Below are 15188 nucleotides of genomic sequence, written 5' to 3' on the forward strand. Positions count from 1 at the left end.
CTGGGGCGTCGCCAAGTCGGCAAGGCAACGGGTTTTGGTCTCGTCATTCGGAGGTTCGAATCCTTCCGCCCCAGCCAATTTTTTTTTTCGAGGACACACGTTATGCCGCGACATGGTGATTTGCGGATTGTCACAGGAAACGCCAATCCCCGTTTGGCCGAAGCCATATGTGAACATCTTGGAGACCGACTGACTCCAACCTTTGTCGGCACCTTCAGCGACGGTGAGACCCGGGTGGAAATCGGCGACAATGTACGCGGTGACGATGTTTTTGTCGTTCAGTCCATTTGTTCGCCCGTCAACGACAACCTCATGGAGCTCTGCCTGATGCTCGATGCCCTGAAACGGGCCAGTGCCGGCAGGGTGACGGCCGTTGTCCCGTATTTCGGGTATGCTCGTCAGGACAGGAAAGTTGGGCCAAGGGTACCCATCAGTGCCAAGGTGGTTGCGGATTTTCTGTCTGCCGGCGGCGTTGACCGGGTTCTGACTATCGACCTGCATTCCGGACAGATTCAGGGCTTTTTCAATATTCCTGTGGACAACCTGTACGCTGCAGAAGTTTTGCTCGACTATATTTCTTCACTTGGGCAGGATCTTGTAGTTGTTTCACCGGATGCCGGAGGAACGGAACGCGCCCGTGCCTATGCCAAACGCCTTGGTGCCGGTTTGGCCATCATTGACAAGCGTCGTGATGAACCCAACAAAGCCCAGGCCATGCAGGTCATCGGAAATGTCAAGGACAAGATAGCCGTTGTTCTCGATGACATGATCGATACGGCCGGGACTATGGTCGAGGCCGGCAAGATCCTTACGACCAACGGGGTCAAAAAGGTCGTGGCCTGTACCACTCACCCGGTTCTGTCCGGTCCGGCCATCAAGCGTCTTGAAAAATCCCCGTTTTCCGAGATCATAGTTACCGATACCATTCCGCTGAGGCCCGAGGCCCAGGCCTCCGGCAAGTTCAAGGTGATTTCCGTGGGTTCCCTGCTGGGGAAGGCCATTCATAATATTCATTCTGAATCGTCTGTAAGCGTCCTTTTTCGGGGCTAGGGCGTTTTAAAGGAGAAATCGATATGTCCGAGTTTTTAAAGTTGCAAGTTGAAGGCCGCACCAAGACCGGAAAGGGTCCCACCCATCGACTCCGCGAGAGTGGCATGGTCCCAGGTGTCTATTATGACTCCAAGGGGAACAATGCCCCCATCAAGGTTGATTTCGTGGTTCTGAACAAGATGGTTAACGCAGTCGGATACTCCAAGGTTTTTGAGCTGGAGATCGTCACGAATGGTAAGACCGAGACCATGCCCTGTCTCATCAAGGCCATTGATCATCACCCCCTGAAGCCTCTGTACAACCATGTGGACTTCTTTGGCGTTGATTTGGATCAGAAAGTCGTTGTCTCCATACCTGTTCGTGTTACCGGAAAGGCCATAGGCGTGACCCGAGGCGGCAAGCTGGGTATCTTTCGGGAAACCGTGGAGGTTGAATGTCTCCCCAAAGATATTCCCGACAACCTTACTCTCGATGTCACCGATCTTCGTCTCGGCCAGAGCATTCTGGTAGCAGATGTCGATTTTGGTGAGGGTGTCAGTGCTGTTTTTGATGACAACTTCGCCGTTGTCGGTGTTATTTCCCCTCGTTCCGTTACTGATGAGGGTGAAGATGAAGAAGAGACAGAGGAAGAAGAATAGCGGATCACTGATTCGGTCTTTTTTTCTTCTGTTCGTACTCTATTCCCACCATCAAGGGGCCTCGAGTCAGAGGCCTCTTGCCGTTTCTATCCCCTTTGTTACGCATATGAGAATGCCATGGCTCACGCCGGTCTCATCGTAGGTCTTGGTAATCCTGGTGGCCAATACGACAGGACCCGTCATAATTTCGGGTTTATGGTCGTGGACCGTCTCGTTAATCGCGAACCCGGGTGTGTCCGACTGTCTTCGAATGCTGAGAGAGATTTCGTTCTCTGGGAATGGCGGATGGGCCACGGCGATCCTTGGCTGCTTCTCAAACCGCTCACCTTTATGAATCGGAGCGGGCGCGCAGTGCAGAAGGTTCTCAGATATCGCGAGATCGATCCCGAGCATATCCTGGTTGTCCATGATGAGCTCGACCTGCCGTTGGGCAGGATACGGTTCAAGAAAGGGGGCGGTCTGGCGGGCCATAACGGGCTGCGTTCCGTGTCAGCTGTATTGGGCACCCGTGAGTTCCACCGCCTGCGTATGGGCATCGATCGCCCCGATCCAGGTCATGACGTGGTTGCCTATGTGTTGGGGAAGTTCGCGCCTGCAGAAAGCACTGCAATCGATCAGGCCCTGGATCAAGCTCTCAAAGGAATCGAGGTCTATTGCAATGAGGGTATTGATCGTGCCATGCTTGAATCGCATTCCCGATAAGAGGGGGCTGAATCCCCTTTTCGACCATGGACTATTTTTTAATTTTGGGGTAGTAAAGCCCTTCATATCGGTGATGATCCGTCCTTATCACGGGCCCGGCGTGACATGCTTTTTGCTTTCTTCTCGGTTTGTTTCAGAACCGGTATCTCGTAAGCGTTGACGACCAGGCTCCATCCCCGTGCGTTTCGTCACATCCAATTGTTCCGATTTTATCTGCATCGCATGACATGGCTGCCCACCTTGGTGTGTGCAGTCTGATGTTTACTGGTTGTGCCTCGTTGACACCGTCAAGAGGAACACTCTTTTTTGACCCGGAGGAAATGTCGTGTTTTCTATCGACGAACTCGTAGTGTATCCCGCGCAGGGAGTGGGAAAGGTTGAGCGTATTGAAACGCAGGAGATCGGTGGCGCATCCACTGAACTTTATATCGTTCGCATTCTCAGCAACAATGTTACTTTGATGGTTCCCGTGAGCAATGCCGCCAATGTCGGCTTGCGTGCCCTGTACACTGCGGATGAGGCCCAAGGCATACTGTCATATCTTGATGATCGTTCCGACTTTACAGGCTATTCCGGTCAGAACTGGAATCGGCGTTATCGAGAGTATTCGGAAAAGCTCAAAAGCAGCGATTTGAAAGATGTTGCCTATGTTTTGAAAGAGCTTATCCTCATTGGAAAGGACAAGGATCTCTCTTTTGGGGAACGGAGGCTTTTGGAGCAAGCCATGGGGCTTATTACCTTGGAACTCTCTTTTGCCCTTGACAAAGATCAAAATGACGTCAAAAAAGAAATCGAAGCACTTTTTGCCGATGTTCTGCAAAAAAAGGAAGAAGAATTAGCCGAGGACCAAGACAAAAAGTCCTTGTAGGTTTTTTACAGTCCATCAATGCCGAGAAACTCTTCCTCTCTATTTGACCACGCAGTATCTTTTTCTCATCTATCAGGGAAAATCAAAGCATCCACAAATTTTTTTCTTTTCCAATAATCCACGCAATAAAGCACCACGGACAATAATCCCGCAAGATTATTTTTGTCCGTGGTGGATATATATGTATTCTTGAAAGAAGCATTTCCTAATTACTTGAAATACTTGTATCCAGCCTTTCTCTCCCTGCATGTTTTCATACCTGCATCCATTGTCAATTGTGCTGTATGCACGACGTCTGTTTGGTACGTCGGGGCATTCTTTAACCACGTCTACAGTATGTGATCCTTACTTTCTGGAGTATTCCGCATGAACCTATCCGAATTGAAAACCAAAACCATGGCTGAGCTCATGGAACTCGCCAGCCAATACAAGGTCGAAAATCCTAGCGGTATGCGCAAGCAGGAGCTCATTTTTGCCCTTTTGCAGGGATGTGCCTCCCAGAACAAGGCCATCTCCGGAGAGGGGGTTTTGGAAATTCTGCCCGATGGTTTTGGTTTTCTTCGTTCACCTATGTACAGCTACATGCCGGGTCCTGATGATATCTATGTCTCGCCTTCCCAGATCCGAAGGTTCGGGTTGCGTACCGGTGATGTGGTTGTCGGCCAGATTCGGCCCCCCAAAGAGGGGGAACGTTATTTCGCCCTGCTCCGGGTCAAGAGCATTGGATTCGAGAATCCTGAACGCTCCAAGCGGGTCGTCCTCTTTGACAATCTGACCCCCATTTATCCTGACGAACGGTTTAAAATGGAAAATGGCAAGGAGAACTATTCCGCGCGCATCGTGGATTTTCTGGCCCCTATCGGAAAGGGTCAACGCGGGATCATCGTGGCTCCACCCCGGACAGGTAAGACCATGCTTATGCAGTCCATTGCCAACTCCATCAATGCCAACCATCCTGACGCTTTCCTGATTGTCCTGCTGATCGACGAACGGCCCGAGGAGGTCACCGACATGGAGCGGACCGTCAATGCCGAGGTTGTCAGCTCCACCTTTGACGAGCCTCCCCAGCGACACGTCCAGGTGGCCGAGATGGTTCTGGAAAAAGCCAAACGGCTTGTGGAACGCAAGATGGACGTGGTCATCCTGCTTGACAGTATCACCCGCCTCGGCCGGGCGTATAACGCCGTCAGTCCCTCATCGGGAAGGGTTCTTTCGGGGGGTCTGGATTCCAATGCCCTGCAACGGCCCAAACGGTTTTTCGGTGCCGCCAGAAATATCGAAGAGGGGGGCAGTCTGACCATCATTGCCACGGCTCTCATTGATACGGGTTCGCGCATGGATGAGGTCATCTTCGAGGAGTTCAAGGGAACCGGTAACATGGAGATCTATCTCGACCGGCATCTTTCAGACAAGCGCATCTACCCGGCCATTGACATCCATCGCTCCGGAACCCGCAAGGAAGACCTGCTCCTGCCTCCCGAGATTCTCAACCGGGTGTGGATTTTGCGCAAGGTGCTCTCCCCCATGAATTGCGTGGACAGTATGGAATTTTTGTTGGACAAGATGCGTGGCACCAAGAACAACAATGAGTTTCTGGATATCATGAACAAGTGACGGGTTGATTTTGACCGTCTTCCCGAACGATCCAGGCCACATCGAGGAGAGGAATATGGCACGCCCAGAGAGTATGGATATTCCCCACGAGGATGACTACAGTGCCTGGCTTGAACTGCTCGAAGTCACGGCCTCTACTGAATTGCTGGACCGGATTGCCCGCTTTCTTCGGGATTATCTGAAGGACAACAACCTTTCCTGCTACATCCTGGGCGTTTCCGGAGGGGTGGATTCCGGTTTTCTGGCAGCCTTGATGCATGCCTGGTCCATTCCCTTTCACCCTTTTTCGCTGGTCATCCAAGGTAACGCCCCTGACGAAGTAGCTCGGGCCGAAGCCGTTTGCACGGCGTATGGTTTCCAGGATCCTCCCCTTCCGTCCACCCAGGATCTGACGTCCCTGTATGTGGCCTTCTCGGACGTATTCGCTCGATTTTTCCACAAGACCAGCAGAATTGCCGAGGGCAACCTCAAGGCCCGTTCGAGAATGATGTTTCTCTACCATGCAGCCCAGCTCTTTCGTGGCTGCGTTGTGTCCACGGATCAGCTCGACGAGTTGCTGACCGGATTCTGGACCCTGCATGGAGATGTGGGTGATGTCTCCCCCCTGCAACTCATTCCCAAGTCAACAGAATACGAATTAGCCGGAATGCTCTGTGACGAGCTGGACGATCCTGAACCCTTACGGGCCACCATGGCTGCTGTCCCCACAGATGGCCTGGGCATCTCCAGCTCGGATCTGGATCAACTGGGCGTTTCCTCGTATGAGGCGGCCGAGTCGATCTTCAGGGAATATTTTTCACTTCAGAACCGACGCATCCAGGGTATTGCACTGCCCGGAGACGCGGCCCGTCTCGAGATTCTTCGGCAGCAGACCGTTATCAAACGGTTCGAGTCCACATCATTCAAGCGTCAGGGCCCGGTGGTCCTCAACCCTCTTTGATCTGATCGAGGTCACGTTTCGATACATCCGAAATCATGTCTATGGCGACGTTCACCCCTTTTGCCCGAGTCTTTCGGTTTCCTGCCTGTCAGAAAGGACGGCTGGGGGCCTTGAAGGTGGTGTCTGTACACGGACTCCTTGCACGGCTGTTTTGTCTGATCATCTCTTCCGTCCTGATTCTGGGGCCGGCCGTCCCTTCACAATCTGCGCTTTTTGGCGAGTTTTCCATCTCTGATGAGGCCGAGGTGGGCCGCAAGTTCAATGTCATGTTTCGGGCCAGGTTTCCGCTTATCGATGACCCGGAAATTGTCGATTATGTTCGTGAACTGACCTGGTCAGTTGTCGATGTCATGCCGCCCATTGCCTTTCCGATCACCGTGAACGTGGTCCGTCATCATTCCATGAACGCCTTTGCCACGGCAGCCGGTTATGTGTTTGTATTCAGCGGACTGATCCTCAATCTTGACAGCGAGGCCGAGCTCGTTGGCGTCATTGCCCATGAATTGGCCCATGTTCAGCAACGGCATATTGCTCAATCCATTGAAAAATCACAGATTTTCAGTGCCGGAGCATTGGTGGGGATGCTTGCCGGTGTTTTTCTGGGAAGCCAGGGAAAGGGCGATGCCGCTGGCGGGGTCATGCTCGGAAGCATGGCCGGCGCCCAATCTGCCATGCTCAGTTATTCCCGGGAGCACGAGCGTGAGGCGGACAATATCGGACTGACCTCCATGGTCGATGCCGGATACAATCCACAAGGCGTTGTCGAGGCCTTCGAGACCATCCGGCGTATGACATGGATGGGTGGTGGCGGGGATATCCCGGCGTATTACCTGACCCATCCAGGGATCGATGAACGGATCGGTTATATTGAGCAGCGCATTGCCCGATATCCGGAGTCGATTCGTCACCAGCACAGGGACACCGGCAGATTCGACCGGGTCAAGATGCTTTTGCGGGCCCGGTACAGCGACCCGGAGATTGCACAGGGGTATTACGCCCAGGAAGACGAGCAGGAGATGACCTGTCTCGACCGATTGGGTAAGGCCATTGTGCTCTCCCGCCTCAATCGTATTCAGGAGGCGGAACAGGCCTTTGCCCGGGCTCTGGAATGCTCACCTGATCGCGATCCCTTGTGGCTGCGAGAGATGGGCAGATTCTACTTTGAGTATGGTCGACATCAGGACAAGGCCGTGGCCTATCTCCAGGAGGCTGTCATGCGCAATCCCCGGGATCTGATGGCCCTGTTTTTTTATTCCAGGATTCTGGCCGAGACCGGAAAAACCGATGAAGCCATCACCATGATGCAGCGCATCGAGAAGCGTCTTCCCGAGGATGCGGAGATTCATTACTATCTGGGAAGGATGTACGGCCAGAAAAAAGATATGTTCCACGCCTATCTTCATCTCTGCTATGCCCGTTTGTATAAGAACCAGGAAAGAAAGTTCCAACAACGTCTGACCACGTTGAAAACCCATGTCCGGACCGATGGTCAGAAAAAGGAACTTGAAAGATTGGAGAGAATATACAAAGAACGCTCCCAGTACTGGTAGTTGACAGATATTGGAACCATCCTTTAACTGAAACATTCTTTTGTCATTTCGTCGCCAAGGAGGATACAATGTTTTTTGAAAGTGTGGCTTTTGCCATGGGACAGTCCGGTGGAGCCGGTGCACAGGGCGGTGGCAACCCCATTGCCGCGTTTGCGCCTTTGATCATCATGTTTGCCATTTTTTATTTTCTGCTCATTCGGCCCCAGCAGAAAAAGGCCAAGGAGCACAGGCAGACCCTGGCCAATCTCAAGCGGGGGGATCGCGTTATCACCAGTGGCGGTTTGTGCGGTCAGATCGTGGATCTGACCGAGGACACCCTGACCATCGATGTGGGTGGCAATGTCCGGATCCCGGTGAAACGGGCGTTCATCTCCGGCCTCGATCAGCCTGAAGATGTTCAGAGAAAGGATATCAAAAAAGACAAGGCCAAGAAGAAGTAGCTGACATGGCCACAGTCTGTGCGAGACCCTTCCGAGGAAAGGTCTCGCATTTTTTGCGATCTTTTGTCGGGATATCCAGCATGACGAGCGTGCAGGATAGCCGGTCTATTTTTTTACATAAGGAAATCGGAGATGAATGGTAGCTTACGCTGGCGGATAATTTTCACACTGGTTGTGGCGGTCGTTGCGATCGCTTTTGTCCTGCCGTCATTCCCAAATCTTCAGACCTCGGGGCTGAAAAAGGTTCTGCCTGACAGCACAATCAATCTCGGTCTCGATCTCAAGGGGGGGATGCATCTGACCCTTGGGGTGGATGTGGAAAAGGCGCTTTCCAACTCGGTCGCTCAAATGGGGCAGGATATAAGGGACGAGGCCCGGGAAGAAGGGGTCCTTGTTCTTCGACCCAAGGTGAATACGCAGGGGAATTTGACGTTTGTTCTTCTGAAAAAGGAACAGCAAACCTCTCTGGAGGATATTCTCTCCTCGCGTTTTTCCAATCTCAAGGTGAATGGGAAAACGGTTCAGGATGATGGCCAGGTTCTCTACAACCTGCGGCTCAAGCCTGAATATAGGGACAAGCTGGAGAAGATGACCCTGGATCAGGCCGTCAAGACCATCCGCAATCGAATCGATCAGTTTGGTGTGAGCGAGCCCGATATCCGCAAACAGGAGGACAATCGCATCCAGATCCAGCTACCCGGTCTGGACGATCCTCAGCGGGCTATTCAGATCATCGGCAAGACGGCTCATCTGGAGTTCATGCTTGTGGACGAGGAGGCCGATGTGGCCAAGGCGGTCAAGGGTATCGTGCCTCCGGGTGACGCCCTGTACCAATTGCAGCAGCGTCGCGCTGACGGCTCCTACGCCGCGCAGCCCATCGTTCTCAAGAATGACGTGGTCATGACCGGACAGTACATAACCGATGCCAAGACGCAGTTCGACTCCTACGGTCAGGCCTATGTCAGTCTGACCTTCAATAATCGCGGAGCCCGAATTTTCGAGCGGGTCACCGGGAACAACGTCAAAAAACGCCTGGCCATTGTCCTGGACGGCAAGGTCTATTCGGCCCCGACCATCCAGGAGCGAATCAGCGGCGGTCGGGCCAGCATTACCGGCCACTTCACCACGGAGGAGGCCCACGACCTTTCCATCGTGCTTAGGGCGGGTTCTCTGCCCGCGCCGGTGACCATCCTGGAAGAACGCAGCGTTGGTCCTTCCCTTGGTCAGGAATCCATTGACAAGGGCGTTTTTTCCACGGCTCTGGGTATGATTCTGGTCCTGTGTTTCATGGTCATCTACTACCGGTTCGCCGGTATGGTTGCCGACCTGGCCCTGATCCTCAACATTGTGCTTATTCTGGCCGGCCTGGCCGCGTTTGGCGCGACCCTGACCCTTCCCGGTATCGCCGGTATCATTCTGACCATTGGTATGGCCGTGGACGCCAACGTGCTCATTTTTGAAAGAATCCGGGAAGAATTGCGCAAGGGACTCTCAGCCAGGGCCGCCATCAAGGAAGGATTTGGAAGGGCCACCCTGACCATTCTCGATGCCAATGTGACCACGATCATCGCGGCGATCATCCTGTACCAGTTCGGGACCGGCCCGATTCGGGGCTTTGCCGTGACCCTGACGCTCGGTATATGTGCATCCATGTTTACGGCCATTTTTGTTTCCAGGATCATTTTTGACCTGTGGCTCGAGAAACGTAAACCCGGCGCAAAACTGAGCGTATAGAGGAGATATTCGGAAATGGGACTTCAGATTATCAAGCCAGACACCAATTACAATATCATCGGGCTGAGGAAATTAGCCTTCATCTTTTCCGGAATCCTGCTGCTCATCGGGGTGGTCTCCCTGACGGTCAAGGGAGGACCCAAGTACGGGATCGATTTCGCGGGCGGTATCGTTGTTCAGGCCAAGTTTCAGGACAATGTCGATGTCCAGGAGATCAAGGACGCCCTGGCTCCAATAAATCTCCCCGGGCTTTCTGTGCAGCGGTTTGGTGAAACCGGGGCCAACGAGTACCTTATGAGGACCTCTCAGGGGACTCTGAAGGCCGAGGATGTGCGTACCAAGGTCAGTGAAGCCCTGACCCAGGGACTTTCCGACAAAACCTTCGAGATTCAGCGACTGGAAATGGTCGGACCCAAGGTGGGGGCTGATCTGCGGACCAAGGCGTTGGAAGCACTGTTCTATGCGGTGTTGCTCATAGCCATTTATATTTCCGGACGCTTTGAACAGCGCTGGATGACCGCCGGGATCATGGCCGCGGGGCTCGCCCTGGGGATCTATGTCCTTCAGCTTGTCAGCCTGCCCATCACCTATCTGATTGTCGCGGCCATGCTTATCACCATCGGGCTGTGCTGGTACTTAAAGCTCAATTACGCATTGGGTGCGGTGGTCGCCCTGATCCACGACATTACCATCACGGTGGGGATCTTTTCCCTGCTGGACAAGGACTTTGATCTGACCATCGTGGCAGCCCTTTTGACGATTCTCGGCTACTCCCTGAACGATACAATCATTGTTTTCGACCGTATCCGGGAAAACATTCACGCCAAGACGGCCAAGACGCTTCGGGATACCATCAACATCAGTATCAACCAGACGCTCAGCCGGACCCTGCTCACCTCGGGAACCACGCTCATCGTGGTTTTGGCCCTGTTTTTCTTCGGCGGCGGGGTGATCCATGATTTTGCTTTTGCCCTGCTTGTCGGGATCTTTATTGGTACCTACTCGTCAATCTATGTGGCCAGCCCCATCCTGCTCGGATTTTCCAAGAACCAGGAGCCTGGCGGCGATGCAGTGGCGGCCGGCAGCAGCGCCGAAGTCTCCTAACCATATGTAGAGCATCATGCAGTCGAAACAACGAGCAAAGGCGGTCCCGAATGGGCCGCCTTTGCTCGTTTGAGGCGGGAGAAACACTGTCCCGCAACGAGATCCGGGAGCGATTTGATTCATCAGCAAAAAGGAAAGAGTTATGTTCAGACCCATGCGGAGAACCAGACAATTATTGTCCGAAGAAGCAACTATCGGGATATTGCAGAAGGGCACATCAGGCGTTTTGGCGGTGACGGGCGATGACGGATATCCGTATGCCGTGCCCTTGAGTTATGCCTATGAGGCGGGGAAGATCTATTTCCACTTCGCGGTGTCGGGACACAAGCTCGACGCCATCAAACGAAGCGACAAGGTCAGCTTCTGCGTGATCGGCAGGGATGAGGTCATCCCAACGACCTTTACCACGCATTTTTCAAGCGTCATCGTCTTTGGAAGACTCCGCCTGCTGACAGGGGATCACCAAAAACGCTACGGGCTGGACCTCCTGGCGAAGAAGTATTCCCCGGGTCGTGTATCAGAGGCCAAAGAGGAGATTGACCGCAGTTGGAATCGGGTGGCTGTGGGTGAACTTCGGATCGAACATATGACCGGAAAGGCGGCTATCGAAATTGTGCGCACAGGATAAGAGTCGGTAGACTCGGCAGTGGATGCTGTTTTGTCAGATAAACCGCGAAATCCTGGACATGGTCCAGGATTTCGCGGTGTTATTATTTTGCTCGATTTGCGGGTTGTCTGGTCTGCTACGAACAAAGGATATTGATGGATTCGACCTACTTTTTCCCAAAAATCGCCGGGGGCTTGGTGGTGTCACCGTTGGCATTGGGGAAGTCCTTGAAGATGACCGCCTTGGTGCCGGTTGCCAGGAGGTGACGGGCCTCGGCCATGAAATTGTTGAACCGGTGTTTGCACTCGTAGAATCCGTGCCACCAGGTGTAGTCCGGGGCCATCATAGCCGTACCCATTCGGGCCCGGCGTCCTTCGTGATGCCAGAGTTCGTAGAATTCGACCTCGAGCTTTTCGTCAAAGAATCTGGAATCATCCAGTATGCCCTTGGCATAGAGTTCGTCCAGCATGGCCTTGGCGGGTTTGTAATAGACCTCGTTGTACTCTTCCACGGATTCGTCCAGCTTGACATAATGGGCGTCCACCCAGCTCTTGCCGTGACATTGCATACAGATGGCCTTCATCTTTTCCTGCTCGGCCAGACCGTTGGTCTGGGCGGGAAAGGCGGCAAAGTTTTCAGGTCGGACCGTCAGGGGAGCCTGCAGTTCCCAGCCCAGCCGCTCGGTCACGTCGTGGGTGGTCATGACCGGTCCTGAACCGGACATGTGACAGGCGGCGCAGCTCGGGCTTCTGTAGTCAACGCCGGCCGTCCACGTGCCGGGAGCGGCGGACCAGTTGAAGGTGTGGCCCGAGGCGTCATAGATGGCGCCATGCTTGGATTCGGTGTAGATCTCGATCTGGGGATGATCCGGGCCGAGATGGCATTGGCCGCAGGCCTCGGGCTTTCTGGCTTCGGCCGTGGAGAATTGATGTCGGGTGTGGCATGAGGTACAGCTTCCCAGAGATCCGTCCATGTTCACGCGGCCGACGCCCACATTGGGCCAGGTGGAGGGATCGAGAAGGCCGTCCTCGTTTTTCTTGAGCACGGTTCCGTGACAATAGTAACATCCGGCCGTGCGTTCCCAGTCGCTGTTCATGCCCTTGTTCAGCCAGGGATCGATTTTCCAGATGATCTCCATGGTATTGGCATGCTTGCTTTTGGCGTACTGCTTGACCTCGTCGGGATGGCAGCGGGAGCAATCCTTGGGGGTGACCACCGCGGCCACTGGAACACGGTATTCTTTGACGCCCCACTGATTGTCCGAACGCTGGTACTGCTTGTAGTGGACATCTGAGACGTCCGGATCATGATCTTCAGCCAGATGGCAGTCGATACAGGTGATGTTTGCATTGGCGTGTCTGCTGTTGGCCCAGTCCACGAACAAACCGGGTGACTCGGTCTTGTGGCATTCGATACACGCCTTGGCCTGTTCTGACATGCCCCGTTCGATTCTGAATTCCTTGACCTTTGCCATCTGGGCCCCTGCGGGCATGGCGACCCAGACTAAGAGCAGCAAGGCGATGATGAAACCTTTTGTCACATGGTGTTGCATGGAACCCTCCTTGGCGAAAGATGTTTGCAGGATGGACGAGCCGGACAGGTGGCTGCCTGGACCCGATTAGAGGCTGGACGCACCTGTTTGGCATGTTTTGTAATCAAAATGCGTTCTGTCGTTGTGGACAAGGTCATAGTGGCAGTCCACACATTTTTTTTCATAGCCCGGGCGGGGATAGAGCACCTGTTTGTGGGCGAGCATGGCCCCTCTCTTGCCGGGCAGATAGGCGATGTTCCGGTGACATTTCTGGCACTGGTCGTTCTTGAAGCTGGCATAGGCCCTGGCACGATTTTCAGCGTGATCATAGTCTTCGGGACTGTCCAGGGTCAGATGGACAAAGACGTCTTTGAGCCCGTGCAGGGTTTTCATGTAGAAGAAGTCGACCGTGTCGTGGGGAGCGGGAAGATGACAGTCCATGCAGTCGGCCACGAATCCCTGTTCGTTGTTCACATGGGTCGATGTTTTCCAGGTGTTGTAGGCCCACTGGATCTCATGGCAGGAGGCGCAGAACTCGGGGGTCGAGGTCCGGACCATGGTGTAGTAGGTCATGCTGAAGAGGGGGAAGGCAATGACGATTCCAAGGATGATCCATATGAACGGACTGAATTTTTTCATCATTTTCCTCGGGATGGTTGCGGATTGCAGGAAGCCGAACGGCGGTGGCGCCTTGTAGTGATGAAAGCTGATCCGCGTAATATCCCAAGCTCGATTTCATTGCAAGTTTATTCTTTTTTTCTGGGGGATTCCAGGTCTGCGACAGGATTATTCTCATGGACAAGCTAGTGGATCGTTCTTATTGCGCGGTAAACGTCACCACCTTCAACGGCCGATCCTGGTCGAATTGAGGAAGCCATGAGCGAACATATACTCTTCATGCCCAAGGGCCGGGACATGGAGGTGTTGCACGAGAGCCTGTCCGGAGATGTTTTCAGCCACGATCCCCTGACCCTTCGGGATTTCATGCGCGGTCGCGAAGGCGCGGACTATCTCTTTGTGGATATCGGGATGCTCGAACAGGAGTTCAATTCTCTGGAAGAGGGGCTGCAATGTTTGGGAACCCGGTTCGCCTCGTCCGAGATCATTGTTATGGCCCCGGCCGATCAGATTCGTCGTGTTGTGGACGCCCTCAAAAAAGGGGCCACGGATTATCTGACCTATCCCCTGACCCCGGAAGAAATCGGACTGGTTCTCAATCGGACCCGGGACAGTCTCATCCTCCAATCGGAACTCGACTATCTGCGGGACCATTTCTGGCAGGAGGATGTGCATGACCTGGTGGGAACCGCCAGCCCGTCCATGCGCGAGGTCTTTTCCAAGGTCCGGCATGTGGCAGGGACACGGACAACCGTTCTTTTGACCGGGGAAACAGGCACGGGGAAAAGCCTCATCGCCCGGATCATTCACAACCACAGTTCCCGCAGGGACAGACAATTCATCAGCGTTCATTGCGGGGCCATTCCCGATACCCTCACGGAAAGCGAATTGTTCGGCCATGAAAAGGGGGCCTTTACCGGAGCCGTGCGCCGCAAGCCGGGCAAGTTCGAACTCGCCCAGGGAGGAACCCTGTTTCTGGATGAGATCGGGACCATCAGCCAGTCGGTCCAGATCAAGCTCTTGGACGTGGTCCAGGAACGGGTTTTCCAGCGGGTGGGCGGTGACAGGGACATCAAGGCGGATGTGCGGATCATTGCCGCGACCAACGAGGATCTGCAGGAGCTCAGTGCCCGGGGAATGTTTCGCAAGGATCTGTATTTTCGGCTCAATGTCTTTCCCATTCATGTCCCCCCGCTGCGCGAACGGCGGGAAGACATCCTCAGGCTGGCGGAATTGTTCATCAAGCGGTGCAATATCCAGCTGGTCAAGGAGATCCGCGGGCTGCATCCCAAGGTGCTTGGCGGGTTCATGCACTATGACTGGCCAGGCAATGTCAGGGAGCTTGAGAATCTCATCGAGCGGGCCTGCATTCTCGAGGATGGCGATGTACTCGGCCCGGAGCGGTTTCCCGCCGAATGCTTCGAGGGTACGCCCGGGGCGGTGTCGGCCGAGGTGGACCTTACCCTGCCCATTGCCGATGCCCGGCGTCACGTGGTGGATCGATTCGAACGCGTGTATCTGGACAGGCTGTTGGCCGAGTGCGCCGGAGGCATGAAAACGGCTGCCGACCGCGCCGGTGTCACCACCAGGCAGCTGCGCAAGCTCATGGTTCGCCATGGGGTGGACCGAAAAAAATACATTCATCCTTCCAGGCCTGCATGAAGGTGAACGGATCAAAAGAACTCGCGGTTCCTTTATGACGCATAGGGGAACATGAAGTTCCCCTTGTTCACGATACCCGTCATCCGCCGGCAATTCCAGGCGGAGCCTCGTTATCCTTACAATGCCCTTC

14 protein-coding genes and 1 tRNA gene are annotated in these 15188 nt (G+C 54.1%); 13 read left to right on the forward strand and 2 right to left on the reverse strand.

Annotation, left to right across the window (positions count from 1 at the left end):
- Position 1 precedes the first annotated feature (1 nt).
- From ACTVJH_RS01580 to ACTVJH_RS01635, 12 genes are all read left to right on the forward strand, one after another.
- Positions 2 to 77, forward strand: a tRNA-Gln gene (locus tag ACTVJH_RS01580).
- A gap of 25 nt (positions 78 to 102) precedes the next feature.
- The gene (locus ACTVJH_RS01585; protein ID WP_455986777.1) at positions 103 to 1050 is read left to right on the forward strand and encodes a ribose-phosphate diphosphokinase; all 948 of its coding nucleotides are present in this window, start codon (positions 103 to 105) and stop codon (positions 1048 to 1050) included.
- A 23-nt stretch (positions 1051 to 1073) separates the two neighbouring features.
- Positions 1074 to 1688 (forward strand): 50S ribosomal protein L25, encoded by a 615-nt coding sequence (locus tag ACTVJH_RS01590; RefSeq protein WP_455986779.1) that lies wholly within the window; start codon positions 1074 to 1076, stop codon positions 1686 to 1688.
- 117 nt (positions 1689 to 1805) lie between these two features.
- A complete protein-coding gene (gene pth, locus ACTVJH_RS01595; RefSeq protein WP_455986781.1) occupies positions 1806 to 2390 on the forward strand; it encodes an aminoacyl-tRNA hydrolase in 585 nt (194 codons plus the stop codon).
- Between the two features lie 325 nt (positions 2391 to 2715).
- Positions 2716 to 3258, forward strand: a complete 543-nt coding sequence (locus ACTVJH_RS01600) for a CarD family transcriptional regulator (protein WP_455986783.1) — start codon at positions 2716 to 2718, stop codon at positions 3256 to 3258.
- Between the two features lie 366 nt (positions 3259 to 3624).
- The gene (rho, locus tag ACTVJH_RS01605) at positions 3625 to 4872 is read left to right on the forward strand and encodes a transcription termination factor Rho (RefSeq protein ID WP_455986785.1); all 1248 of its coding nucleotides are present in this window, start codon (positions 3625 to 3627) and stop codon (positions 4870 to 4872) included.
- Between the two features lie 55 nt (positions 4873 to 4927).
- Positions 4928 to 5812 carry an NAD(+) synthase gene (nadE, locus tag ACTVJH_RS01610; protein ID WP_455986787.1) on the forward strand — a complete coding sequence of 295 codons (885 nt, stop codon included), beginning with the start codon at positions 4928 to 4930 and terminating at the stop codon, positions 5810 to 5812.
- A gap of 35 nt (positions 5813 to 5847) precedes the next feature.
- Positions 5848 to 7362, forward strand: coding sequence for a beta-barrel assembly-enhancing protease (locus ACTVJH_RS01615; protein ID WP_455986789.1), 1515 nt, complete (start codon positions 5848 to 5850; stop codon positions 7360 to 7362).
- 68 nt (positions 7363 to 7430) lie between these two features.
- Positions 7431 to 7802: a preprotein translocase subunit YajC gene (gene yajC, locus ACTVJH_RS01620; RefSeq protein ID WP_455986791.1), complete on the forward strand. Its 372-nt coding sequence runs from the start codon at positions 7431 to 7433 to the stop codon at positions 7800 to 7802.
- Between the two features lie 132 nt (positions 7803 to 7934).
- Positions 7935 to 9536: a protein translocase subunit SecD gene (gene secD, locus ACTVJH_RS01625; RefSeq protein ID WP_455986793.1), complete on the forward strand. Its 1602-nt coding sequence runs from the start codon at positions 7935 to 7937 to the stop codon at positions 9534 to 9536.
- Positions 9537 to 9551: 15 nt separating this feature from the next.
- Positions 9552 to 10640, forward strand: a complete 1089-nt coding sequence (secF, locus tag ACTVJH_RS01630) for a protein translocase subunit SecF (protein ID WP_455986795.1) — start codon at positions 9552 to 9554, stop codon at positions 10638 to 10640.
- A gap of 142 nt (positions 10641 to 10782) precedes the next feature.
- The gene (locus ACTVJH_RS01635) at positions 10783 to 11268 is read left to right on the forward strand and encodes a pyridoxamine 5'-phosphate oxidase family protein (protein ID WP_455986797.1); all 486 of its coding nucleotides are present in this window, start codon (positions 10783 to 10785) and stop codon (positions 11266 to 11268) included.
- A gap of 145 nt (positions 11269 to 11413) precedes the next feature.
- On the opposite strand, the gene ACTVJH_RS01640 is transcribed toward ACTVJH_RS01635, so the two are convergent.
- Both ACTVJH_RS01640 and ACTVJH_RS01645 read right to left on the reverse strand, forming a co-directional pair.
- Positions 11414 to 12799, reverse strand: coding sequence for a multiheme c-type cytochrome (locus tag ACTVJH_RS01640; RefSeq protein WP_455986799.1), 1386 nt, complete (start codon positions 12797 to 12799; stop codon positions 11414 to 11416).
- Positions 12800 to 12865: 66 nt separating this feature from the next.
- The gene (locus ACTVJH_RS01645) at positions 12866 to 13420 is read right to left on the reverse strand and encodes a NapC/NirT family cytochrome c (RefSeq protein WP_455986801.1); all 555 of its coding nucleotides are present in this window, start codon (positions 13418 to 13420) and stop codon (positions 12866 to 12868) included.
- Positions 13421 to 13654: 234 nt separating this feature from the next.
- Here ACTVJH_RS01645 and ACTVJH_RS01650 point away from each other — a divergent pair, with 234 nt between their 5' ends.
- On the forward strand, positions 13655 to 15058 hold the full coding sequence (locus ACTVJH_RS01650) for a sigma 54-interacting transcriptional regulator (protein ID WP_455986803.1): 1404 nt from the start codon (positions 13655 to 13657) through the stop codon (positions 15056 to 15058).
- Positions 15059 to 15188 lie beyond the last annotated feature (130 nt).

It is taken from the genome of Desulfoplanes sp. PS50 (assembly GCF_053851535.1).